Source organism: Pseudomonas sp. WC2 (assembly GCF_050586545.1).
GTDB lineage: Bacteria > Pseudomonadota > Gammaproteobacteria > Pseudomonadales > Pseudomonadaceae > Aquipseudomonas.
The window spans coordinates 1-24,190 of the sequence record NZ_JBOBDR010000003.1; the positions used below are offsets into that span (position 1 = coordinate 1).

Sequence of the window (24,190 nt, forward strand, 5' to 3'; positions counted from 1 at the left end):
ATGATCCCGGTCAAGGTAGGTGCTGTAAACCAGTCCCTTGGGTTCCAGAAACACCCTGACGTGATCACCCGTATACATGGGCGCCCACGGCCCGGCCCGGCACAACAAGCCATGACGCGGAAAATTTTCCCTCGCCGCCGCCAGGTTGATGCCCCACACCAATGGCGTTTCAGACACCGGCCCGGTGCGCCCGGGGATGTCGAGTTCGTTGAGCAGCAATGTGCTGTTGTCGGGCAATTCAGGAGTGGTCATGGCGGGCTCCGGTCGTGGAAAGCAACGGAGTGATTTAGGCGCAGAGTGGGCGGGGTGTCACCTGTCAGATCTGACAGGGGCAACGTGTTTTCCGATGAACGGAGCGATGTTTACTACGGTAGCGACAGTGCGACGATTCGGCTTTTTTGCCTTCGCGAAATACCTGATCAGGCCGCTTAGAGCGCAGAAACTAAATGCCGCCATAACCCCCTGACCGTTGAGCACCCAAGGTATTGACAGCCAATATTACCAGCATCATATTGGCGCCATATTTCGACTGTAATCTCATTTCCACCGTCAGATTTTCATCGAGGACATCGCCATGCACTACAAAGTTTTTGGCCGTAAAACCGGCCTGCGGGTTTCGGAACTGGCGCTGGGTGCCGGCAACTTCGGTACCGGTTGGGGCCACGGCGCGGAGCGCGATGAAGCCAAGCGCATCTTTGATGGCTATCTCGATGCCGGGGGCAATTTCATCGATACCGCCAATGGCTATCAGGGTGGGCAATCGGAATCGATGCTCAGCGAGTTCATCGCTGCGGAGCGTGATCGTCTGGTGATCGCCACCAAATACAGCATGGGGACTACACCAGCCGATGGCATTTCCCACACCGGCAACAGCCGTAAAAACATGGTGCGCGCCGTCGAAGAAAGTCTGAAACGCTTGAAAACCGATCACATCGATCTGTTCTGGGCGCATATCAGCGACGGCGTGACGCCGATGGAAGAAATCCTGCGTGGATTTGATGATCTGGTTCGCGCGGGGAAGATTCACTACGCCGGACTGTCGAACTTCCCGGCATGGCGCATCGCCCGCGCCGACGTGCTTGCAGAGGTGCGGGGGTTCGCGCCGATTGCGGCGATTCAAGTCGAGTACAGCCTCGCCGAACGCAGCGCTGAACGCGAGTTGCTGCCGATGGCTGAAGCGCTCGGTTTGGCCGCCACGCTGTGGTCGCCCCTTGGCGGCGGCTTCCTCACCGGCAAGTATCGCGGCAACGATGACAACAACCGTGCGGCGAAACTCGGCATGTTGGTGCATGCGGAAAAAAGCGCTCGGGAAACCGCCCTCCTCGACAACCTGCTGGCGGTCGCCAGCGAAATCGGCGTTAGCCCGACCCACGTTGCGATTGCCTGGCTACGGGAAAAAGCCAAACGCTCAACCACCGCGCTGATTCCGATTCTGGGATCGCGGACTCGTGAACAACTTGATGCCACTTTGGGCGCACTCGACGTGCAATTGGATGACGCGCAACTGGCGCGGCTCGATGGCATCAGCAGCACGCCGGCGGGTGTTCCACACGAGACGATTGTCAGCTCTGCGCCGCGTTATACCGGTTCGCAGACGCTGGATTTACCTAAGGTTCCGGTGGCGTGAGGGTTTGAGGATCTGCTTGCGAAGGCGTCAGGTCAGCTAGTACAGAGGTTAGCTGACCCGACGCCTTCGCGAGCAAGCTCGCTCCCACAGGGGTTCTGCACACGGGTTTTAACAATCGACTTTGTGTCGGGCGGCGTAGAGGCAAAGCATTTCCATGGCCAGCGTAGCGGCGGCCAGTGAGGTGACGTCGGCATGATCGTAGGCCGGGGCGACTTCGACGACGTCCATGCCGACCAGATTGATCCCGCGCAAACCGCCGAGAATCTCCAGCGCTTGCACCGTGCTCAAGCCGCCGCACACCGGTGTGCCGGTGCCGGGTGCGAAGGCCGGGTCGAGGCAGTCGATGTCGAAGGTCAGATACACCGGGTTGGCGCCAACCCGCGCGCGGATCGCTTCGACAATTGCTTCGCAGCCACGCCGATGCACCTGCCGCGCATCGAGAATCTGAAAACCCATCGGGTCGTCATTGGTGGTGCGCAAACCGATCTGCACTGAGCGCGCCGGATCGACCAGCCCTTCCCGCGCGGCGTGCCAGAACATGGTGCCGTGATCGACGCGCTTGCCCTCCTCGTCCGGCCAGGTGTCGCTGTGCGCATCGAAGTGAATCAGCGACAGCGTGCCGTGTTTGCGCGCGTGGGCCTTGAGCAGCGGGTAGCTGATGAAGTGGTCGCCGCCAAAGGTGAGCATGGCGCTGCCGGCATTGAGAATGTACTCGGCATGGGCCTCAATGCTTTCCGGGATGCTGTGCGGTGCGCCGTAATCGAAATCGCAGTCGCCGTAGTCGATGACGGCCAGATGATCGAACGGGTCGAACGCCCACGGCCAGTGGCGCTCCCAGGCAATCCCGGTGGACGCGGCGCGAATCCCGCGTGGCCCGAAACGTGCGCCTGGGCGGTTGCTGGTGGCGGTGTCGAACGGCACGCCGCTGACGGCGACATCGACGCCGCGCAAGTCCCGGCTATAGCGCCGGCGCATGAAACTGGTGATGCCGGCGTAGGTGCTTTCGGCGGCAGTGCCGTAAAGGCTGTCACGGGTAATCGCCTGGTCGTTTTGCATTGGCACGTCCATCGGAGTGCTCCTTCTTATTGTATTCAGGGCTATTGGTGGCTACGGAACGTGGTCCAGAGGCGCGTGCGCTGGCGCATGTCCTTGAGGCTCATGCTGCGGTCTGCGTACAGCCGCGCGCGCACATCGCTTGGTGGGTAGATGTCGGGATCGTTGCGCACGGCTTCATCCACCAACGGCGTCGCGGCTTGATTGGCCGTGGCGAAAAACAGCGTGTTGGTCAGCTCGGCCACCGAATCCGGGCGCAACATGAACTCGATAAACGCTCGGGCGGCGTCGGGGTGCGGCGCGTCTTTGGGAATGGCGAGGTTGTCTTGCCAGACCAGCGTGCCTTCCTTGGGAATGCGATAAGCGACTTCGTAGGGCTTGTTGGCCTTGCGCGCCTGATCGGCGGCCATGCTCGCATCACCGTTGTAGGTCAGCGCCAAACAGACGTTGCCGCTGGCCAGGTCGTTGATCTGCCGGCCGGTGGCGACGTAGAGCACCGACGGTTGGAGTTTTTGCAATAACGCCTCGGCCGCTGCCAAGTCCTGTTTGTCGGTGCTGTAAGGATCTTTGCCCAAGTAATGCAGAGCCAGACCGATGACTTCCTGCGGCGAATCCAGAATCGCGATCCCGCAGTCCTTGAGTTTGCTGGCGTATTCGGGTTTGAACAGCAGATCGAGGCTGTTCAGCGGCACGTCCGGCAGACGCTGTTTCACCGCTTCGACATTCATGCCCAGCCCCAACGTGCCCCAGGTGTATGGCACGCCGTAGCGATTGCCGGGATCGACAGCGGCGAGCTTCTCCAGTAAATCCGGATCAAGATTGGCGTAGCCCTTGAGTCCGTCGTGGGGGATTTCTTTCAGCGCGCCTGCGGCCAATCCCCGGGCCAGCACGCTGGACGACGGCACCACCACGTCATACCCGCTGCCACCAGTGAGCAGTTTGGTTTCCAGCACCTCCGAGGTATCGAAGGTGTCGTAGCGCACATGAATGCCGGTTTCCTGCTCGAAACGCTGCAGGGTTTGCGGCGGAACGTAATCGGCCCAGCTGTAGAGGTTGAGGGTTTTCTCCTCGGCGTGAACGTGGATGGCCACGGACAACAACAGCGCGGGGAAACACAGCTTGAAAAAGGGAGCCATGACGAACACCTGACCGGAGGAAGTGGTTGCAGGATGCGCCGTCGGATACATTAGAAAAATAGCTGAATAATTATCCTGACTTTATCCCGGAGTAATGTGATGTTGGGGCAACTCCACGACATTGATTTGCAGTTGTTGCGCCTGTTTGTGCGGGTAGTCGAGTGCGGAGGTTTCAGTGCCGCGCAAGGTGATCTGGGCCTGAGCCAGTCGAGCATCAGCCAGCAAATGGCCAAACTGGAAACCCGTTTGGGTTATCGCCTGTGCAGCCGGGGCAAAGGCGGATTCAGCGTGACGCCCAAGGGTGAGCAGTTGCTGATCGCGGTGCGTGCGCTGTTTGAGTCGATCGAGTTGTTCCGCCATCAATCCAACGGCGTCGCCGGGCGCTTGATCGGTGAAGTACGGCTGGGGATTTCCGAGTCGGTCGATCAGTCGGTGCTGCAACGTGTCGCCGAGGCCATTCGACGTTTTCGTGAACGTGACGAGTCAGTACGCATCGAGTTGATCAGCGCCATGCCCGGCGAGATGGAACGTCTGTTGTTGCAACAGCGGCTGGATCTGGCGATCGGTTATTTCTCGCAAGTGCAGAGCGCCTTCGACTACCGCCAATTGTTCAGCGAAACCCAGCATCTGTATTGCGCGCCGGGGCATCCGTTGTTTACCGACGCGGCGCCGAGTGACGCGGCGCTTGAGGCATGCGACCGAGTCGATCATCCCTACCGTTTTTTGCGCAGCGACGAGCCGTTCCAGGGCAAGGTCTGTTCGGCGCGATCGGAGCAGGTCGAAGGCACCCTCGCGTTTATTCTGTCGGGCAAACATGTTGGTTATCTGCCGGACCACTATGCGCGCGGCTGGCAAGAGAAAGGCTTGTTGCGCACCGTGCGTGAAGGCGAGTTGAGTTTTGAGGTGGCGTTTCATCTGGCGCGGCATCGGGCGCAGGTACCGGGCGATGCGCAAAAAGCCTTTGAAGAAGATTTGCTGAAAGCATTTGCGTGAATCGATTAAGCGGGCAAGCGCCGGAAAACCTGACCTTTCAGGCAGTTATTGCTCGTTGCCCTCGCCGTCCTCTTCCGGCATTCTGCGCGTCCATTTTTTGACCCGGCACCGCCTCGCGGCACGCAAATCACCATGACCGCCTCTGAAAAAGTCCCGCGCAACAACGATCTGATCTACGGCCTCAACGACCGTCCGCACCTCACCGCCACCGTCTTCGCCGCGCTGCAACACGTGCTGGCGAGCTTCGTCGGCATCATCACGCCGACGCTGATCATGGGCGGTGCCCTCGGTTTGCAGAGTGAAATCCCCTACCTGATCAGCATGGCGCTGTTCGTCTCCGGCCTCGGCACGTTTGTGCAGGCCAAGCGATTCGGCCCGGTCGGTTCTGGCTTGCTGTGCCTGCAAGGCACCAGTTTTTCCTTTATCAGCGTGATTCTCAGCGCCGGTTTCATGGTCAAGGCGCGCGGCGGCGGCACCGATGAAATCCTCTCGACGATCTTCGGCGTGTGTTTCTTCGCCGCGTTCATTGAAGTGGTGTTGAGCCAGTTCATCGGCAAATTGCGCATGCTGATCACCCCGGTGGTCACTGGCACAATCATCACGCTGATGGGCCTGTCGCTGATCAAAGTGGCGATGACCGACATCGCCGGCGGCTTCGGTGCAGCGGATCTGGGCGCGTCCAGCCATGTGTTCCTCGCGGCGCTGGTGATTGGCACCATCGTTGTGCTGAACCGCGTCGATGTGCCATTCCTGCGTCTTGGGGCGATCGTCATCGGCCTGACTCTCGGTTACGTCGTAGCGTGGCTGATGGGCACGGTGGATTTCGCTTCGATGCCTGAGGTGCCGCTGGTCAGCGTCCCGGTGCCGTTCAAGTACGGTTTCAATTTCGACTGGGTGGCGTTCGTGCCGGTGGCGGTGATTTTTCTCGTTTCGCCGCTCGAAGCTGCGGGCGACTTGACGGCCAACTCGATGATCTCGCGTCAGCCGGTCAAAGGCCCGCTGTACATTCGCCGGATCAAGTCCGGGCTGCTCGCCGATGGTCTCAACTCGGCCATGGCTGCAGTGTTCAACAGCATGCCGATGGTGACCTTCGCGCAGAACAACGGCGTGATCCAGCTCACCGGCGTGGCCAGCCGTTACGTGGCGTTCTTCATTGCCGGCCTGCTGGTGCTGCTCGGCCTGTTCCCAATGATCGGCGCAGTGCTGCAATTGATGCCGAAACCGGTGCTTGGCGGCGCTGAACTGGTGATGTTCGGCACCGTCGCCGTGGCCGGGATCAAGATCCTCGCCGAGGCGGGCCTGCATCGGCGCAACATGCTCATCGTCGCCATTTCCCTCGGCATGGGCTTGGGCATCGCCGCCGTGCCGGAAGTGCTGCGTGAACTGCCGCAAGCGCTGCGCAACATCTTCGAATCGCCAATCACCGTCGGCGCGTTGTGCGCTATCGTGCTGAACATCTTCCTGCCCGAAGAATTCATCGAGCTGGAAGAAGACGATTTCGACCCGGAAGCTTCTATTCTTCAGGTCATGGAAAACCCGGACATGCCGGCCAAGGGTGAACCTGCCCAACCAGCGGCTGTCGCACAGTTGAACCGTTAAACGTTGCGTTGCAGAAAAGGGCTGCGCCGGTCACGGTTCAGCCCTTTTTTGTTGAGAGATCGTTTATGCGCCGCGTCCAAACCGTGATTCTGTCGTTACTGTTGTTGTCGCTCAGTGCCTGCGCGCTGTTTCCCAATCGTGATCCGGTGACCATTAACGTGGTCGGCCTCGAACCGTTGCCGAGCCAGGAGCTGGAAGTGCGTTTCGCGATCAAACTGCGCGTGCAGAACCCCAATGAAACGGCCATCGATTACAACGGCATCGCCCTGGATCTGGACGTCAATGGCCATTCCCTGGCCTCGGGTGTCAGCGATCAGAGCGGCTCGATCCCGCGTTTTTCCGAAACCATCGTCAGCGTCCCGGTCAGCGTTTCCGCGTTCTCGGTGTTGCGCCAGACCCTTGGCCTGAGCCAGACGCAAACCCTCGACAACCTGCCTTACGTGTTGCGCGGCAAACTCGCCGGCGGTTTGTTCGGCACGATGCGCTTTGTCGACAGCGGCACGCTGAGTTTGCCCAAGGCCACTGCCGCGACCTGGTAAAAATGCGATAGCCTCCGGCGTTCTATAAAGACACGCATGGAGGTCACAGGTTATGGAAGACACACCGACGTTGCACACCGAACGGCTGATATTGCGCCCGATGGAACTGGCCGACGCCGAGGCCGTACAACAAATGTTTCCGCACTGGGACGTGGTGCGCTATCTCAACGCCGCCGTGCCCTGGCCGTATCCCGAAGACGGCGCCCTCACCTATTTGCGCGACATTGCCTTGCCGGCAGTGGCCGCAGGTAAAGAGTGGCATTGGTCGATTCGCCTCAAATCCGCACCGGAGCAGTTGATCGGCAATGTCAGCCTGATGGATCAGCCGGATAACCATCGCGGATTCTGGCTCGCGCCGGCGTGGCAAGGTCAGGGTTTGATGAGCGAAGCGAGCACGGCGGTGACCGATTACTGGTTCAACGTGTTGAATCGTCCGCTGATGCGCGAGCCGAAAGCGGCGCCGAACATCGGTTCGCGCAGGCTTTCCGAGCGGGTTGGCATGCGCTTGATTCGCACGGATGAGGATGATTTTGTGGGTGGGCGTTTTCCTCGGGAGATTTGGGAAATCACTCGGGAAGAATGGCGGCAACGGCGCTGATTTTACGGCGTAGTGATGTCCCCTTGTGGGAGCGAGCCTGCTCGCGAATGCGTTCTGTCAGTGATGAATGTATTGACTGATACAACGCCATCGCGAGCAGGCTCACTCCTACAGGGTTTGTGTATGGTCTGAGTTTATGCGGTGAAGCGCACCCCCGGTTTCGCGCGTTCATCGACACTCAACTCAAACACATCCGGCCGCGCGTAGTGGCCGACCACGTCGTAGTCGTAACGCGCCCGCACCAGTTCATCGGTGTCGATTTCTGCGGTCAGCAACCCAACGTCGCCGCGCAACGGCCCGGCCAACACATCGCCCATCGGCCCGACAATCACACTGCCGCCAGCAATCAGCGGTCGATCCGCCGGCCAATTGGCAATCTCCACGCCGAGTTCTTCAGGCGATGCCTGCACCTGGCAGGCACTGACCACAAAGCAGCGGCCCTCGTGAGCGATATGGCGCATGCTGACCTGCCACATCTCGCGCTCATCCACGGTCGGCGCGCACCAGACCTCAATGCCTTTGGCGTACATCGCCGTGCGCAGCAGCGGCATCATGTTTTCCCAGCACACCACCGCGCCGAGTTTGCCGACCTGAGTGTCGAGCACCGGCAGGGTTGAGCCGTCGCCCTTGCCCCAGATCAGGCGTTCGGTGCCGGTGGGCATCAATTTGCGGTGTTTGCCGACGAGCCCGGCCTGCGGGTCGAAATACAGCGCCGTGCAATACAAGGTGCTGCCGGCCCGCTCGATCACACCGATCACCAGGTTGGCGCCAGTGCGCGCCGACAATCCGGCCAGCGCGTCGGTTTCCGCACCGGGCACATCGATGGCGTTGGCGAAATAGCGCGCAAAGGCTTCGCGGCCTTCGGGCAAGCGATAACCCAACTGCGTGCCAAAGCCCTCGCCTTTCGGGTAACCGCCGAGCAACGCTTCGGGCATCACCACCAGTGCCGCGCCGGCGTCGATGATCGCGTCTTCCCAGCTGAGAATCTGTTCGAGGGTTTCGCCTTTGCCGCCGGGCAAGGCGCCAATCTGCAGGGCAGCAACGATTGACTTGGGCATTGCATTCACTCCGTCCGTTTCCGATGTTGCTGATTCTGCGGCGCCACGCGATCATGAATAAAGCCCCGATCACTGCTGAATGATATGAACCAAATGAATATCGCCAACGTTGACCTCAACCTGCTGAAAGTCTTCGAAGCGCTGCACGAAGAATCCAGCGCCAGCCGCGCGGCGTTGCGTCTGGGCGTGACGCAATCGGCGGTGAGCGCCGCGTTGCGACGTCTGCGCGAGGTCTACGGCGATCCTTTGTTCGTGCGCACCGGACGCGGCTTAGCGCCTACACTCAAAGCCAACCAGTTGAAACCGGTGGTCAGTGATGCCCTCGACAAGTGCCGGCAGAGCCTGGCGATGGTCGATCCAACGGCCCATCATTACGACGGGCGTTCGGTCACGGTGGGGCTGTCGGACGACTTCGAGATTGCCTACGGGCGTCGCCTGATCGAAGAAATCGCCCGCAGCGCGCCGAAGTTGCGGCTGATCTTTCGCCAGACCCACAGCCAGATTGTCGCGAGCGCGCTGATGGAGCGCAGCATCGACCTGGCGATCACCGCCGGTGGGTTTGCCGAGCGTCTGCTCAGTCGTCAGGTATTGGGTGAAGGGGGTTATGCGTGTCTGGTCGACCCGGCGAGTCTGGCGCCGGGCCAGCAGCAGATCAGTCTGGAAGAGTTCGTCGCCCGCGAGCACATTCTGGTGTCATCGGGCGGTTTTATCGGGATCACCGATGAAGGGCTGGCGGCACTCGGCATGAGTCGGCGGGTGTGCGCCTCGACCACGCATTTCGCCGCGTTACCCTATCTGCTCAAGGGCAGTCACGCGGTGGCAACCATTCCGGCGCATGCCGCCGAGGGCATCGCAGCACTCAGCGGGCTGACCCTGTTGCCCTGCCCGCTGGCCTTGCCGCGCTACCCGATCGAACTGGGCTGGCGCACCAGCACACAGATCGATCCGGTGGTGGTGAAAGTCCGCGAAGCGATTGCCGCCAGTTTCCGCTGAACCCTTACTTGCTCGCCGCCATCAGGCGATTGACTTCACTGCGCACCATGTTGGCGAACTCCGGCGGCGACATGCCGTCCAGTTCCGCACGGACCCACTCGGCCCATTTGCCCTTGCGCTTGCCGCGCTCGCCGAACAACCGCGCGGCCTCGCCTTTGGCTTTACCCAGATTGTTCTGCCAGAGTTCGAACAGACGGGATTTCTCGTCTTCCAGCGCAGCGCGCTCGGCGAGGGACTTGTCGGCCAGATTGAAACTCATGGGGAATTATCCTGCTGCGTAAAATGGCGACATCTTACACGCTCGACGGAAATCTCCCGCGCAGGTTTTTCTTTCTGACCTAAATTCAGTGCAACTTTTCGCGCAACGCCGCACTCCATTGATCACTGTCCATTTCTCAGCAAGGAGTTACCCAATGGCCCGTAAATCCGCCGTGCAAGCCGCTCAGGATCAAATCAAGGATCAAGCTTTCAGCGAGCTTCAGGCTCTTATCGAAGAATCGGACAAACTGCTCAAGAGCAGCGCCTCACTGGTCGGTGAAGAAGCGGAGACCCTGCGCGGTCAAATCGCCTTGAAACTGCAACAGGCGCTGGATTCGGTGTCGAGCGTGCGCGATCGCACCAAACCCGCGGTTGATGCCACCGAAAGCTACATCGGTGGCCATCCTTGGCAGACCGTGGCGATCTCGGCCGGTTTCGGCCTGGTTGTCGGGCTGTTGCTCGGTCGCCGTTAAGCGCAGACGCAAGTGAAAAGGCGAGCCCATTGGGCTCGCCTTTTTCATGCCTGCCGGAAACCTATTGCCCGGCCAGTTCACGCAATTGCCCCAGGGTTTGCTCGTCGAGGACGATACCGTCGGCCAGCGATTTGGCGCGCTGCCAATGCCGACGATCACCCGGCAAGCGCTTGAGCCCGACGCCGTGCATCTGCCGCACCAGCTCCTGACTGCGCTCGGCGAAACTCTGCCCGGCGGCTTTGCTCGGGTCGATGACGATGAGCAACTGCCCGGTCCACGGGGTTTTCGCCCCGGGATGATTCGACCAGTCAAATTCGAAAGAGAAATTGCCGCCCGTGAGGGCTGCCGCCAGCAGCTCGACCATCATCGACAAGGCCGAGCCTTTGTGGCCGCCAAACGGCAGCAGCGCGCCGCCTTCGAGAATCGCCTTGGGGTCCTGAGTCGGCTGACCCAGGCTGTCGACGCCCATCCCCGCCGGTAGGCGCTCGCCCTTGCGCGCGGCGATCTGCACGTCGCCATGGGCGATGGCGCTGGTGGCCAGATCGAACACAATCGGCGCGCCACCGGCACGCGGCGCGGCGAAGGCAATCGGGTTGGTGCCGAACAGCGGTCGATCGGCGCCGTGGGGCACCACGCAAGTCATGCTGTTAACCACGCTCAACGCCACCAGACCTTCTTCGGCGAACGGTTCGACATCCGGCCACAACGCGGCGAAGTGATGCGAGTTGCGGATCGCCAACACCGCGATTCCGGCATGCCGGGCTTTTTCCACCAGCAGCGCTCGCGCCGCCGCCAGCGCCGGTTGCGCAAAACCGTTGCCGGCATCCACGCGGACAAACCCCGGCGCGACATCCTCGACCTGCGGGATGGCCTGGCCGTTGACCCAACCACTTTTCAGTGTCGAGACGTAACCGGGGATGCGGAACACACCGTGACTGTGGGCGCCATCGCGCTCGGCACCGGCACAGTTGGCCGCCAGCGAGCGCGCGACTTCGGCCGAGGTGCCGTGATTGAGGAAAATCTTTTCAAGCAGTTGCGTCAGCGCTTGGAGGGACAAAGCAGGTGCAGCAGCAGGAACAGCGTCGTGTGGCGCAGACATCTGAAGCTCCAGAATGATTATTGGAGGGAACAACAGCGTACGGACAACCGCGCTCCGATTAACCATGGCGAGTCGGTGGCCTGTCAACCCTGGCGTCGGTGATGGGCACGTCGGCACATTTGCAGGTCGTCCGTGCGATAGCCCAATACCACCTTGCGCCCTGCGCGGACCTTCAATCTTGAGCGCTCACCCATCACCGCTCGAGACGCCACAATGACCACTGCTGGACCGCTGTTATTTCCCGAAATACTGAATTCCCCGGGGCTATGGAAGGATCTGGGTAAAACCCATGATCTGTCGGAAAAGGATTTCAATTGGCTGACGCACATTGATCTGGCCACTGACACGCTGCGCAGCGAACAGACGCCGCCCCTGCTCGCCGAGCGCATTCTGATCGAGGTCGGCAGCGGCGGACCGGTGGAGCTCGCCGGGGCATTTGTTCTCAGCGCCACGCCTGATGAAAAAGCGCATTTGCTGTACACCCCCTACGACGGCCTGACAAAACACGACAACCGTGCAGCCCTCGAAACAGCGTTGCAAAAGCGCCTGGAAGCTGCGAACGAAGACGACGATCTGCTGGCCTTTCTGGCGTTTTCGCAGCGTCGGCGCGGGGTGGACGCCGCCGCCATCACTTTGACCCTGGAAACCATTGAAGGCGATGTTTTCGAAGCGCAAACGGCAGCGTTGACACAGGCGCAACGGCTAAACGCCCAAGCCATGACCGATGAACTGAAACAACTGCCCTCGCTGAATGAACTGCTGGAGCGGGCGCTGGACAAGTTGCTGCAGCCAACCTTCGGCGCACTCGCCCAGCGCAATACCCGCGTCAGTTTCTACACCTTGGCGCAAACCGACAGCGATCCACAACCGCCGCTGACCCGCTATTGGCTCGAAGCCATGAGCCTGAGCGATGCGGTGTTGCGCTTCTATCGCCATCCCTACTGGCCTGCCGACCAGCAACACGAATTTTCCAATCCTGGCAGGACGCCGCTAGACGCCGATCAAGCAGCCTGGGAGAAAGCCGTAGCCACGGCAGCGAGCAAACTGCCGGCGCTGCTGTTCGAGCAACTTGAAGCTTACTGGGACGCGGCATCCGCTGACGGTGCCAACCGCCGTACGTTTTTCGCCGAGGCACTGGCCAGTCAGGCGCGCACCGATCTGCTGCTCAAACGCGAAAGCCAGATCATCACCGCCAGCCAGTTCGACACGGTGCATCAGATCGTCAAACAGATTGCCGGCAGCCGTCGCCCGACCATTGAAACCGTGCAACTTTGGGAGCACCAGGCCAATCACGTCGAGCCCGCCGGGTGCTTGATGATCGGTGACAGCAACGCGTTTCTGTACACGCCCTCCTCCGGCCTGCAAGTGCTCGCCGACTATCAGGATCTGAAAACCACACTGTTAAGCAAATTCCGCGCGCGCGGCCATGCCGACGAGATGTATGCGCTGTTGAGTCTGGATGAGCAGAGCCGATTCCAGGGTTTCGACAAACCGAACGTGTCTGGGGAAATGATTGCTGGCGACATCTTCACCGTGTTGTTCGAAGGCATCCTGACCAAGCAACGTGAAAATGTCCTGTATGCCTTGCAGGTGTTTCGCCACAGCGAAGGCAGCGTCGACATCTACGCGTTGTTCGACAAGGCGCTGGACATCCGCGCCATGCTCCATGAGCGATTGCTGACGCTCGACAGTCAGGGTCGCTGGAGCACTCGTCCGGTGCTCGCTGGCGGCCAGCAACCGTCCAGCGTGCTGGCCGATGCGGCGGCGCTGGCGGGCAAAAGCTACGCCAGCGTGGCGTCGCGGCTGGATGCAGAATTCAGCGCCCAGCCCCTCAACGGCCAGACCGAACAACGTGCCTGGCTTGAGGGCCTGCGCGCGAAATGGGTCGACGCCTTGTCGGTGGGCGTCCGGGGTGAAGCCCGGATGCGGCGCTTGCAGGGCAGTCTGTCGGCAACCGATCAGGCGATTGTCGACACGGTGCTGGCCGGCGCTGACCGCAGCCGCCGCGAACGCCGCGCGCTCAACGGTTTTCGTCCGGACGCCTATGCCCTCACCCTGCTGGCGGCGCACAAACAACAGCGGCTGCCGCTGGCCGGGTGCTTCCTGCTGACCGAACGCGGCGGTCTCGATGACCAGCACTCTGGCCGGGCTATCCTGTGGACGCCGGCGATGGGCCTGGAGCCTTTCGACAGTATTGTGCAGGCCCGCCAAGTGCTGGATCGCCGGCTCGCTGACAGTGTGAAGCGCCAATGTTTACTGGAAAACCTCACACCCGGGCAGTGGCAGGCCCACGAAAACTACAGCTTGGGCCCGTTTCGGTTGATCGAGGAAGATGTGCTGCAAAACCGTATTCAGTCAGCGATCGATCACTGCATGGCCCACGCTGACGCGTTACGCAAAAACATCAAGGACGCACAGAAACAGACAGCGGCGCTGAAGCGTCTGACGCGTGCCGCCGGATTTACCAATCTGCCTCGGGCGGCGGGTTTGTCTGCGGCCATCTACCAGCAACAAACGTTACCGGCCTGGCTCGGCATGGCGCCGATCCACGAGCAAAAACTGCATCTGGAACTGCTCGAGCAATGGCACAACAGCGTCAGTGATGACAAGGACTACCTCGACGGTGTGCCGACGTTGAAGGCGTACGTGCAACAACGCTTGAAGACGCTGCTCAACGCACGCTTCCCCGGACAGGATCTTGACCCGGGACTGATCGAAATCACCCCCAACCTGGCCTTGGCAGGCCCGGCGCTCAGTCTGACCGACTTCGCCCTCAATCACATCAACGTGGCCCAGGGCACCGGGTTCAAAATCGCCTCGAAAACTCCGAACGCACTGCCGAAGGAGCTGGATCAGAGCGCGGTCAAGCAACTGCTGTTGTCGCTGAACATCGGCTCGACCTACGCCAGCAAAGTGGTGGAAATGCTGTCCGCCACCGACGCCGAGGGCAGCGAGCGGCAACTGCGGTTTTTCCGCCAGTTGCCGTGGCAGTTGATGCAGCACGCCCACGCCATGAAGTTGCAAGGCCTGCTGTCCGCCGCAGCGTTCGACAGCCTCACTCAGGTGCTGGACATGCCCGATGGCACCGCGCGAGCCAGCGTGACCCACGCGAACGCGATTATCGCGCCGCTGTCGCTGATCAAAACCGTCGGCGCGCAGGCCGTGGAGGTGCAGGGTTTGTATGTCGTGAGTCGAGCTGGCGATGGAACAGGCCCGCTCGTGCTGTTCACCCCCTACGCCGACCCGGTGTTTCACGAGTTTGAAAGCGCCGCCGAACTGATTGATGCCCTCAACACGCCCGGCAGCTTGCAGGAGCTGCTGCTGCGCCGCTTGCCCACTGCCCAGCAAGCGGTGTTTCGCAGTCTGCTGCAATCGAGCGTCGGCGAAACCAGTGAAATGACTCTGGCCACACGCGCCCTCGACGGAAATTGGTTTGCGCAGTTCTTCATCGACAACACCGCATTGATCAAACAGTTTTTAACCACCCAGACACAGAGCAACGCGCAGCCGGATTGGGAAGTGGCGAAAAGTCTGCTGAGCGCCGGTATCCGCCGTCTCGCCGACCTGCTGCCGGGCAAGCTCGCCTATTTGCCGTTTCTCTGGCGCGCTTACAACGATTTCAAGGACTCTGCGGAGAACCTGCAAAATCACCATTGGCGACAGGCCTTGCGGGCGTTCATCGATGGTGCGGTGGAGATGGTCAGTCTGGGTTGGCTGGCGCTCGAAGATGACTCCCCCCGAAGGACCGCGCTCACGGTCACGAATGAAGCGCACGAATCTACTGAGACCGCTCCCAAGAAGCCCGACAAGCCGAGCAAGAAATTTGTCCCTGACTGGAAAGACATCAAGCCGACCTCGTCCCTGCGCACCCCATGGCAACCTTTTGTAACCCCGAACGTGGCGCTGAAGGATCTGACCCACGATGCCAAAAAAGGCACCTATGAGGACGCTGCCAAGAAAACCTATGCCGCGATTGATGGCCAGGTCGTGCGCATCAAGAAAAACGGCGCCGACTGGCGTCTTTACGACGGGAAAAAATTCGGCCCGAGCTTGCGCAAAAGGGATGAAGTTCTGATCCTCGACCCGCAGCTTCGCCCGCTGCGCACCGGCAAAGTCTTTTCGAAACTGAGTCGCCGCGAATCCAACCGCAGTGAGTCCCGCGAGGCGCTGAACATTGAAGCGCGGGGCATGAAAGAGATTCGCCGCAAACACCCGCTCAAGGCGTGGATGCTGGTACAAGCGGTCGATCTGGCGCGTTACTACGCCTTCAACAGCCTGCACAACCTTGCCCAACTGAAGACCAAAGTGCCGAACGCCCGTCTCGACAAATTCCTCAAGGAATTCTTCGATGCCAGTGCCGTGGACACGTCACTGCTGGAGAAAATCCACAAAGCCATCGTGCCGATCTGCAATGCACTGGTGGACCCGACGCAGGACCTGATGAACACCGACCGCTTTGTCATCGGCTCGAACAAATACCCGCAAGGGAAAATGTCGGCGTTCGTTTACGACGACGATGCCGAAAAGAAAGTGCATTTCACCGAACTGTTTTTCGATTCGCACCTGGACTGGTACAAGACCGGTCTGACCGAGCCGTTCAACGTTGAGGGCCACGCTCAAGCGGCGTTACTGATCCATGAGTTCGCCCACCTTGTCTCCAACGCCGAGGACATCACCATGCTCGAGGCCCGTCGGCCTTTTGCAGATTTGATTTCTACGACAACCCCCAAAGGCGTGGAGCTCAAGCAAGCGCAACAGGATTTCCAGCGCGAGGCCTTGTCATTGGCAACGCCGCGCGATCAGTTGTTCGGGCGCTGGGACAGTGAAGATGAAACCTGGGTCAGCCTCGACAAACTCGAGGGGGTTGCCGAAGCGGCGGCGTGTAGGGGGATTCTGGAGGCGACGTCGAGTGCGACGCTGGCCGAAGCCCGCAACGCCTTCCTTGACCAGCACACGGCGGACGCGCGGATCAAGACGATCTTGCTCAACGCCGACTCCTTGGCGATGCTGATCTGCGTCATGGGCCGGCAACTCGATCTGTAGCGCTGCCAACTGGCCAAAAAAATGCGCAGCCGAAGCTGCGCATTTTTGCTTACTGGATGTTTCAGTCTTTCTGATCGCGCAATACGTTGCCCGACGCGCCATCAATGCGGAACTCGTAGACCACACCGTCGGCTTTGCGGCCCTCGCCTTTCCAGTAGCCGTTGTTGTCGGCCTCGATCTCGTAGACCTCGACGTAACCGGCCTTGGTCTTGACGATCTCGATGGCCTTCTCGATGGTGACCCAACCGGCGCCCGGTTTGTCCGCCATGGCTGCACCAGCACTCAGCAAACTGGCAGTAGCAATCAGCGCCGCAAACGTTTTTTTGATCATTTTTTCACTCCATTTATGGATAGTAGGCATTCGCGTCCTGTTTTTTGGGCGCCTGCGGTGAAAATAAGTTCACTTTGATGGGTAAATGCCATGACGCCTGTTCTCGGCGAAGACTCGCAAAGGTTAGAATGCGCGAAATCAGGACGAGTCGATGACCCAAGACACCCTTACGGAAGCTGAATACGATGCCATCACCGATGCCGCCGCGCATTGGTGCATGCGTCTGCACGCTGTCGATTGCTCTGCTCAGGAACGGGCGGAGTTCGAACGGTGGCGTGATGCGCATCCGCTGCACGCCTTCGAGTACGAAGCGATGCTGGAAATCTGGGACGTCGCCGAACACCTGCCGCGCCCGGAGGCTGGCGCTGTATCGGATGCGCCCGCCAATGGGGTGGCGATCGACAAGCCTGCGCGTTCGTGGCGACAGTACGCCGTGGCTGCCGGGGTCTTTGCGCTGGCCCTGCCTCTGGCAGCGTACACCGGCTGGAACCTGGGATGGCTGCCCAACAGCTATCAGCATTTCGAAGCTTCGGATAACGTTCGGCAGGTCACCCTGCCCGATGGCAGCCAGCTCGAACTGAACCTGAACACCGAGCTGAGCTACAGCAATTACAAGGATGAGCGCCGCGTCACCCTGAAAAAGGGCGAGGCGTTCTTCTCGGTCAGTCATGATAGCCGTCATCCGTTCATTGTCCGGGCCGGCGAAGGCAAGATCCGCGTGACCGGCACCCGCTTCAACGTCTGGCTGTACGAAAAGCAGGTTCGCGTGAATCTGGTTGAAGGTTCGGTGCTGGTCACCAGCAACGCGGCATTGCCGGGTGATGGCCTGCGTCTGGGCCCATCGATGCAGGCGAGTTACAAGCCTGGCGACTACATGCCGCAGATCAGTCAGACCTATGCCAATGACAGCTCGCTGGCTTGGCGCAGCGGCAAACTGGTGCTCGACGATCTGTCGCTGCACGAAGCCCTGCCGCTGATCAACCGCTATCTGCAGACTCCGCTGATGCTCGCCGACAACGCCACGGGCACGCTTCGCGTCGGCGGCGTCTACAACATCAAAGAGCTTAATAAGCTGGTCGGAACACTGCCCAAGGTGTTGCCTGTCTATCTGACGCGCAACAAGGAAGGCAATCCAGTCATCAATTCGATGCCGCAACAACCTTCTAAAAGCTGAAGGCCGCGCCTCTTGCGAGGAGCGGCCTTCTTATTTGTCTAGACTGCTGTCAGCGGTTATTGCGCTGCCACCTCGCCTTTCTTGTTCACCGCCTCGCGAACCGTCTGCAGTTGATACTGCGGATCAGCCTTGATCTGCTGCTCGGTGAACGGCAGCACACTCCACTGTTTCTTCGAGAACGCCTGGGTCTGATCGCGGGAGTATTTCGACGCCGGATCACTGGACAACGAGAACGCCAGCAAGCCCTGCGCGTGCGGCCCCTTGTTGTCGAACGTCACCACTTGCAGATAACTGGTGCCGCTGACCACTTCGAGTTTGCCGTCTTCACGCGGCACACTCTGGATGGCGTTGTAGATGCCCAGCGTGCCCGGCCCGCCGTGGATCGGCGTCTGCTGGCCGCCGCTGCTGACGACCTGAATATCGCCCCAGCGCGTGTCAGCCTTGAGGCCCATTTTTTCCGCCGTCGCCACGGACGCCAGCATCGCTTCCCGCAGGGCCTTGGCCACCGGCGCCTGCTCGACCGCCAAGCCGCGCGGGGTGTTTTGCGCATCCTTGGGATCGAACGCCACTCGCCACACATCCGGCGATTCCTGCAGCACCTGCATGATGTTCTGGAAGTGCACCAGCCCTGGGCCTGAATCGAGGTTCGCCCGGCCATCCCACTGCTTGAGGCTGACACACACCGGTTTTAACGCAGCGGCATCGGCGCCCTGCTCGGCAGCACAGAACTTGAGCAAATCCGGCATGACTTGTTTAGCCAGATAAACCTGATCGTCCATGACCATCTGTTGCAGGTCTTTCACCGCCAGCGTGCCCTTTTGGCTCAACGCGCTCAGGCGATCCAGCGCAAAACGCGAACGCAGGCCCAATGGCTGGCCGTCCTGGCTGATCAGCGGCGAAAAACCGGTCAGCGGTTGTGCCGGGTTAGCCAGCCACGCTGAATCGTTGGAGTGTTGCACGAAGTCTTTGCGCAACAGTTGCGGCAGTTGGCTGGAGGCGTAAATGCCCTTCTGCGCCGCCTGCGGGTCGATGTCCCACGCGCAAGCGCTGTTGGAACCGTCCAGCACAATCATGCGCAACCCGGCGCGCGGATCGCTGCACTTGGCCAGTTTCTCGGCGTTGACGTTCGGCACCACCGACAGGTTCATGTAGAGCGTCTGCCCCTTGTCATCCACCGCCAGCGTGTTGACCCACGGAATGCCCTGAATCGAGTGCACCGAATCCTGCAGATCCTTGAGGGTCGAGGCCTGATTCATCGCATACCACTGTTTGAGCACGCGGTCATTGTCGAGGTTGGCGTCGCGCAGGCTGTAGGCAAACTGGTTGTCCCAGTCGAGCTTGCCCGGCCATTGCACGATCGGGCCGAATTGCGAGCTATAGATGTCTCGCTTGACCGCAACCACCTGTCCGTCAGGCTGTTTGACCTGCACGGTCACCGTCTGCTTGTTCAGCGGCAGCGACTTGCCATCGAGCAGATAGCGGGTCGGATCCTTCGGATCGAGTTGCAGGCGATACAGGGTGAAATGCTTGGAAGCATCGACCGTGTGCGTCCAGGCCAGATGCTGGTTGAAACCGATGTTGATCATCGGCAGGCCCGGCAATGCCGCGCCCATCACATCGAGTTTGCCGGGAATGGTCAGGTGCATCTGATAGAAGCGCATGCCGCCGACCCACGGAAAATGCGGGTTGGCCAGGAGCATGCCGCGACCATTGAAGGAACGCTCGCTACCAACCGCTACCGCGTTGCTGCCACGATCGAGCGCGAAGCGCTGCTGGCGTGCATCAGCCAATTGATAAGCACGGGCATCGCTGCCTGATTGCGCCGTGGCTTGCGGCGGCGTAGCCCCGGCCAGGGCTTCGGCGAACTGCCCGACGCCCCCCTCCACCAGCAGACGCCGGGTCAGCTTGACCAGGTCTTCGGCGGCGATGTCGCGTACCCACTCGCCCTGGCATTGCTGGGGTAAACCCTGCTGGCGGCGCTCGGCGAGAAACTGGTTGTAACCGGCGGCGTAGCCTTCCACCAGATTGCGCACTTCAAGCGGTTGCGCCTGCCAGAAAGACTGAACCGCCTCCGGGGTGTTGAGCCAATTGAAGAACACATCGCTGACGCGGTTTTCCCGCTCCTCGACGGTGAACTGGTCCGGCCCGAAAAACCGCGAACGCTCGCCGTTGACCGTGACGATTTCATTGGCCAGCAAGCACAGGTTGTCCTGCGCATAGGCGTAGCCGATACCAAAACCCAAGCCACGTTCGTCCTGAGCGCGAATGTGCGGTACGCCAAACTGCGTGCGGCGAATGTCCGCGCCGGTTTGCGCGGCGGGACTCAATGCATGCGCCGACAGGCTCAGCCCGAGAAACATGCCGGCAAGTGCCAGCCCGGTTAGCTGCCTGGAATTAATCACGCTCGCTCCTGATCGAAATAGCTAAAGGCGCGCAAGGTTTGCGCCGCCAAAAACGCCCACGCGAACATGCGCAGAGGGCCTCTCCGGTAAACGAATCAGGTAAAAAAAAATTAGCCCGCCGGGGCCCGAAATTGCGGCGTATCACAGGGAAAGGACGAATTGCCGACAAATTTTCTACATCTTTTCTTTCATGATTTGTCGAGCTGATACGTCTTGTTATGAGAGAGCACGAAAAACCTTTCCTGATCAGGCTCTGAAAAGGAGTAACCGCATGTACAACTCGCAACTACCAACGGAAGGTAGCCAGGCCCCACAAGGAGCTTCGATGAGCAACCACGCGAGCGATTTCGGGCAACACGTCGAGCGTCATGGCAATGAACGCATCCGTTTGCTGCTCAAGAGCTTTGGGCTGCGCACCAGCCTGATCCGTCTGAAAGTCATCGATGCCCTGCTGGTCGCCGCGCAGAGCGACCGCCGTTTGGGCGTGCGCGGCGTACATAGCCAATTGCTGGATCTGGACATTCCATTGTCCTTCCTCAGCGTGCGCGAAGTGCTCAAGCGCCTGTGCGCCGAAGGCGTGATCACCTTCAATGCGGACAAGAGCTACAGCCTGCATCCACAGGCTGCTGCCGTCCTCAGTAACGACTGAAGGGCGTGGTGATCGCCGTCAAGGCTTGACCTTGCGGCGCATCACGGCGTTGATCACGACCACCACCACTGCCACGCCGATGGCGACGTACTGAAACGTCTTCTGACTGATGATCTCGGCGTTTTGCGCCCAGGACAGGCCGAGCATGATCGCCAGTACGGACACGGCGATCAGAATCGAATATATAAAGCGTTGCTTTTGGGTCATTGCGGCTTCCTGAAACTTTGAAATGTATCCGGTTTGTATCGATTTGCATGCCATGCACTTACCGTTTCACGGGGATGCGACGGCACAAACGGGGTCTCATGTTACAGCCGCTGAAGAGTTTTGGCTTCATGGCGGCATCACCATGAGGATTTTTGAAATGCTGCGTCGAATCACCTGGCTGATTCCCTTGCTGGCCGTACTCACACTGAGTGGCTGCATCATTTTCCCCCACGGCGGCGGGCATGATCATCACCGCTACTACGGCGGCGGGCCTGGTTATTACCACCGATAGAACAGGATTGTTCGCCTTGCGCCTTGACTGCTGAGTCTGGGCGCAGGGATCCGATAGACCATCAAAAGCGCTACCGATGCCCGCCAACCGGCGGGCATTTTTTTGCGCGCCCCATAACCATCTGTTGCCCATGGCGACTTACACTGCTCTTTATAAACACGCTGTAAGTATTTGAAATCTAATGTCGCAGCACGTCGTTAGATTCCGCCTGCGTCTGCCTCTAGTCTCTGCACAACCTTCCTGAAGATTAAACACAAGGACGTTTATGCAGAGGACTTTAATAAACATCGAACGCTGGCATGCCATCGGCTTTTGCCTGGCTGTCGCCCTTTTTGAGTTACTCACTTACATGGCCAGTGACATGATCATGCCGGCCATGTTGCTGATCACCGATGAGTTCGCGGCGGATCCACGTCACGTCCCGAACGCTTTCAACCTCTACCTGATCGGGGGCGTCTGCCTGCAATGGCTGATTGGCCCCCTGTCTGATCGTTTTGGCCGGCGACGGTTGTTGCTGATCGGCAGTTCACTGTTTGCCCTGGCCTGTGCCGGCGCACTGCTCACGCGAACCATTGAAGCCTTCAACGTACTGCGCCTGATACAAGGCATGGGCCTGGGATTTGTCGTCGCTGTCAGCTATCCGGCATTGCAGGAAGTGTTCTGCGAGGCCGACGCCGTCAGGCTCATGGCGCTGCTTGGCAATGTTGCCCTGTTGTCGCCGTTGCTGGCCCCGCTGCTGGGCAGCGTGCTGCTGGAATGGTTGAGCTGGCGGCAGTTGTTTCTTGGCTTGAGCGTTGCCGCAGCGCTGGCCTGGCTGGGGCTGTTCATCAGCATGCCGGAGACCGTTGGCACGCCGCGCCGGCAGGGCCCGCCGCTGGCCCCTGTCGCTTTGAATCTGAAACAGATGCGACAGCGTTACTTCGCTTTGTTGCGCAACCCGCTGTTTGTCTGCGCCAGCCTCGCCCTGGGACTGATGAGCCTGCCGCTGATTGCCTGGATTGGCCTCGCCCCCTTGCTGTTGATGCAAGTACAGGGTGTCACCGCCATGGAATACGGACTGTGGCAGATCCCGGTGTTCTCAGCGGTGATCGTCGGCAACCTGATTCTGCATCGATTGCTGCCGACCTGTTCGCTGCCAACGTTGATTCGCCGGGCAGTGTGGCCCTACGGCTGCGGCCTGCTGTTGCTGCTCACCAGTGCCTTTGCGAGCGATTCACTGACCTGGACCGTCAGCGCACTGGCGATGTATGCGGTGGGCCTGGGCATGAGCTATGCCGCGTTGTACCGGCTGGCATTGTTTGCCAGCGATGACAGCAAAGGCTTGATGTCGGCCATGATCGGCATGCTTTCCATAGCCGTCATGGGTGCCGGTGGAGCACTCATTGCCAGCGTCGGCGGCGGCAACAGTCTGGGGTTTTTTGCGCTGTTGGCCACCGCCGGCGGATTGCTGTGCCTGCCTTTTCTGCAGCAGGTGTTGCGTGACGATTCGCGCGCGCCTGACTCCTCCCCTTCTACTCAATAATGGATTATTGATGATGACTTCATTCCCCCACGGCGATGCGCTTTGCGCGCTAACGCAGCCCTATTGCACGGAGCGCGTGCCACCTGGTCTGTTTGACCGGGCCATGCGTGAAATCTGCCACTTTCACCGCCTGCACACCCCGGGTTATGACCACTGGCTCGAGGCCAATGGACTCCGCCCGGAGGATCTGGACAGCCTTGAGGACTGGTCAACGCTGCCACCGATTTTCGCCAACTTTTTTAAACAACAGCCGATCCTCAGTTCGACAGGCGAGCAGGCACTGGAATTGACCTCGTCGGGCACCAGCGGCCAGAAAAGCCGCATGCGCTATGACCAACGCAGCCTCGCCGGCGCGCAGTTCATGGTCGAACGGATCTTCATTCATTACGGCTGGATCACCCCCGGGACGCCCTGCAACTATCTTCTGTTGAGCTACGAGCCGCGCGGTCAGATCACGCTGGGCACGTCCTATACCGATCAATTCCTCTGCCGTTTCGCCCCGGTCAACCGTGTCGCTTACGCCTTACGCCACACGGGCTACAGCCATCAATTCGACGTGTTCGGCATCATCGCCGCGCTGCAGTCCTTCGCTGAAGAAGGCCTGCCGGTGCGGATTTTCGGTTTCCCCGCGTTCCTCTGGCAGACGCTGCAGCACATGCAGGCTACTGGCGTGGCCAACCTGCAACTGCCCGCCGGTTCGCTGGCCTTTTTCGGCGGAGGCTGGAAAACCCAGGCGGCGCAAGAGATTGCCAAGGCGCAACTGTATGCACGTATCCAGCAACAACTGGGTATTGCGCCCAGCCGTTGCCGCGACGGTTATGGCGCGGTGGAACACGCGGTGCCGTATATCGAATGCGCTCAGCATCATTTTCATGTGCCGGTCTACGCGCAAGTTTTCATACGCGACAGCGCAGATCTGTCCGTCCTTGGCTACGGCCAGCGCGGCCTGCTGGGATTCGTGTCGCCGTACATCTCGTCCAGCCCCGCGCATGCCGTGGTCATGAGCGATTTGGCGACGCTGCATCCCGGCTCTGCTTGCGGCTGCGGTTTGAACCGCGACTGGTTCGAGTTGCATGGCCGTGCCGGCACCCAGGCGGGCCGAAGTTGCGCCATGGCGGCCGCCGAACTGCTGGGGAGGCATTGA

General features: G+C 60.2%; 22 protein-coding genes. 13 read left to right on the forward strand and 9 right to left on the reverse strand.

From position 1 onward, the window contains the following. Window positions 1-252 (reverse strand): hypothetical protein (locus tag ACQ4OE_RS03935; protein WP_430945770.1); only part of this gene is annotated, 252 nt, incomplete at its 3' end. 322 nt (window positions 253-574) lie between these two features. Between ACQ4OE_RS03935 and ACQ4OE_RS03940 the strand changes: the two genes are divergently transcribed. Further along, window positions 575-1,627, forward strand: a complete 1,053-nt coding sequence (locus ACQ4OE_RS03940) for an aldo/keto reductase (RefSeq protein WP_430945771.1) — start codon at window positions 575-577, stop codon at window positions 1,625-1,627. Window positions 1,628-1,735: 108 nt separating this feature from the next. Here ACQ4OE_RS03940 and speB read toward each other — a convergent pair whose 3' ends face one another. Beyond that, the gene (speB, locus tag ACQ4OE_RS03945; RefSeq protein ID WP_430945772.1) at window positions 1,736-2,695 is read right to left on the reverse strand and encodes an agmatinase; all 960 of its coding nucleotides are present in this window, start codon (window positions 2,693-2,695) and stop codon (window positions 1,736-1,738) included. A gap of 29 nt (window positions 2,696-2,724) precedes the next feature. Then, on the reverse strand, window positions 2,725-3,816 hold the full coding sequence (locus ACQ4OE_RS03950) for a polyamine ABC transporter substrate-binding protein (protein ID WP_430945773.1): 1,092 nt from the start codon (window positions 3,814-3,816) through the stop codon (window positions 2,725-2,727). A gap of 99 nt (window positions 3,817-3,915) precedes the next feature. Between ACQ4OE_RS03950 and ACQ4OE_RS03955 the strand changes: the two genes are divergently transcribed. The 4 genes from ACQ4OE_RS03955 (at window position 3,916) to ACQ4OE_RS03970 (ending at window position 7,545) form a co-directional block, all read left to right on the forward strand. Next, window positions 3,916-4,809, forward strand: a complete 894-nt coding sequence (locus ACQ4OE_RS03955) for a LysR family transcriptional regulator (RefSeq protein ID WP_430945774.1) — start codon at window positions 3,916-3,918, stop codon at window positions 4,807-4,809. A gap of 132 nt (window positions 4,810-4,941) precedes the next feature. Continuing rightward, window positions 4,942-6,408 carry a nucleobase:cation symporter-2 family protein gene (locus ACQ4OE_RS03960; RefSeq protein WP_158956181.1) on the forward strand — a complete coding sequence of 489 codons (1,467 nt, stop codon included), beginning with the start codon at window positions 4,942-4,944 and terminating at the stop codon, window positions 6,406-6,408. A 65-nt stretch (window positions 6,409-6,473) separates the two neighbouring features. Further along, window positions 6,474-6,947, forward strand: a complete 474-nt coding sequence (locus ACQ4OE_RS03965; protein WP_122595809.1) for an LEA type 2 family protein — start codon at window positions 6,474-6,476, stop codon at window positions 6,945-6,947. A gap of 52 nt (window positions 6,948-6,999) precedes the next feature. After that, window positions 7,000-7,545, forward strand: a complete 546-nt coding sequence (locus ACQ4OE_RS03970) for a GNAT family N-acetyltransferase (protein WP_430945775.1) — start codon at window positions 7,000-7,002, stop codon at window positions 7,543-7,545. 134 nt (window positions 7,546-7,679) lie between these two features. On the opposite strand, the gene ACQ4OE_RS03975 is transcribed toward ACQ4OE_RS03970, so the two are convergent. Then, the gene (locus ACQ4OE_RS03975) at window positions 7,680-8,603 is read right to left on the reverse strand and encodes a carbon-nitrogen hydrolase family protein (protein WP_430945776.1); all 924 of its coding nucleotides are present in this window, start codon (window positions 8,601-8,603) and stop codon (window positions 7,680-7,682) included. Between the two features lie 84 nt (window positions 8,604-8,687). On the opposite strand from ACQ4OE_RS03975, the gene ACQ4OE_RS03980 reads away from it, so the two are divergent. Then, window positions 8,688-9,596 (forward strand): LysR family transcriptional regulator, encoded by a 909-nt coding sequence (locus ACQ4OE_RS03980; RefSeq protein ID WP_430945777.1) that lies wholly within the window; start codon window positions 8,688-8,690, stop codon window positions 9,594-9,596. A 4-nt stretch (window positions 9,597-9,600) separates the two neighbouring features. Here ACQ4OE_RS03980 and ACQ4OE_RS03985 read toward each other — a convergent pair whose 3' ends face one another. Then, a complete protein-coding gene (locus ACQ4OE_RS03985; protein WP_122595805.1) occupies window positions 9,601-9,855 on the reverse strand; it encodes a hypothetical protein in 255 nt (84 codons plus the stop codon). A 154-nt stretch (window positions 9,856-10,009) separates the two neighbouring features. Between ACQ4OE_RS03985 and ACQ4OE_RS03990 the strand changes: the two genes are divergently transcribed. Continuing rightward, window positions 10,010-10,327: a DUF883 family protein gene (locus ACQ4OE_RS03990; RefSeq protein WP_122595804.1), complete on the forward strand. Its 318-nt coding sequence runs from the start codon at window positions 10,010-10,012 to the stop codon at window positions 10,325-10,327. 61 nt (window positions 10,328-10,388) lie between these two features. Here ACQ4OE_RS03990 and ACQ4OE_RS03995 read toward each other — a convergent pair whose 3' ends face one another. Next, window positions 10,389-11,426, reverse strand: a complete 1,038-nt coding sequence (locus tag ACQ4OE_RS03995; RefSeq protein WP_122595803.1) for an Ldh family oxidoreductase — start codon at window positions 11,424-11,426, stop codon at window positions 10,389-10,391. 213 nt (window positions 11,427-11,639) lie between these two features. On the opposite strand from ACQ4OE_RS03995, the gene ACQ4OE_RS04000 reads away from it, so the two are divergent. After that, a complete protein-coding gene (locus ACQ4OE_RS04000) occupies window positions 11,640-16,469 on the forward strand; it encodes a dermonecrotic toxin domain-containing protein (protein ID WP_430945778.1) in 4,830 nt (1,609 codons plus the stop codon). Window positions 16,470-16,530: 61 nt separating this feature from the next. On the opposite strand, the gene ACQ4OE_RS04005 is transcribed toward ACQ4OE_RS04000, so the two are convergent. Further along, window positions 16,531-16,800 carry a PepSY domain-containing protein gene (locus ACQ4OE_RS04005; RefSeq protein ID WP_122595801.1) on the reverse strand — a complete coding sequence of 90 codons (270 nt, stop codon included), beginning with the start codon at window positions 16,798-16,800 and terminating at the stop codon, window positions 16,531-16,533. 151 nt (window positions 16,801-16,951) lie between these two features. Between ACQ4OE_RS04005 and ACQ4OE_RS04010 the strand changes: the two genes are divergently transcribed. Beyond that, on the forward strand, window positions 16,952-17,974 hold the full coding sequence (locus tag ACQ4OE_RS04010; RefSeq protein ID WP_430945779.1) for a FecR family protein: 1,023 nt from the start codon (window positions 16,952-16,954) through the stop codon (window positions 17,972-17,974). A 56-nt stretch (window positions 17,975-18,030) separates the two neighbouring features. Here ACQ4OE_RS04010 and ACQ4OE_RS04015 read toward each other — a convergent pair whose 3' ends face one another. Next, complete coding sequence (locus ACQ4OE_RS04015; protein ID WP_430945780.1) at window positions 18,031-20,376, reverse strand: acylase; 2,346 nt, start codon at window positions 20,374-20,376, stop codon at window positions 18,031-18,033. A gap of 271 nt (window positions 20,377-20,647) precedes the next feature. Between ACQ4OE_RS04015 and ACQ4OE_RS04020 the strand changes: the two genes are divergently transcribed. Continuing rightward, window positions 20,648-21,025, forward strand: a complete 378-nt coding sequence (locus ACQ4OE_RS04020) for a fe2+ zn2+ uptake regulation protein (protein ID WP_122595798.1) — start codon at window positions 20,648-20,650, stop codon at window positions 21,023-21,025. An 18-nt stretch (window positions 21,026-21,043) separates the two neighbouring features. Here the strand turns inward: ACQ4OE_RS04020 and ACQ4OE_RS04025 are convergent, their stop codons facing one another. Further along, entirely contained in the window at window positions 21,044-21,232 is a 189-nt protein-coding gene (locus tag ACQ4OE_RS04025) for a hypothetical protein (protein ID WP_122595797.1), read from the reverse strand. Between the two features lie 157 nt (window positions 21,233-21,389). Between ACQ4OE_RS04025 and ACQ4OE_RS04030 the strand changes: the two genes are divergently transcribed. From ACQ4OE_RS04030 to ACQ4OE_RS04040, 3 genes are all read left to right on the forward strand, one after another. After that, complete coding sequence (locus tag ACQ4OE_RS04030; protein WP_277343544.1) at window positions 21,390-21,524, forward strand: hypothetical protein; 135 nt, start codon at window positions 21,390-21,392, stop codon at window positions 21,522-21,524. Window positions 21,525-21,789: 265 nt separating this feature from the next. Continuing rightward, the gene (locus tag ACQ4OE_RS04035; protein ID WP_430945781.1) at window positions 21,790-23,046 is read left to right on the forward strand and encodes an MFS transporter; all 1,257 of its coding nucleotides are present in this window, start codon (window positions 21,790-21,792) and stop codon (window positions 23,044-23,046) included. 13 nt (window positions 23,047-23,059) lie between these two features. Then, window positions 23,060-24,190 carry an acyl-protein synthase gene (locus ACQ4OE_RS04040; protein ID WP_430946041.1) on the forward strand — a complete coding sequence of 377 codons (1,131 nt, stop codon included), beginning with the start codon at window positions 23,060-23,062 and terminating at the stop codon, window positions 24,188-24,190.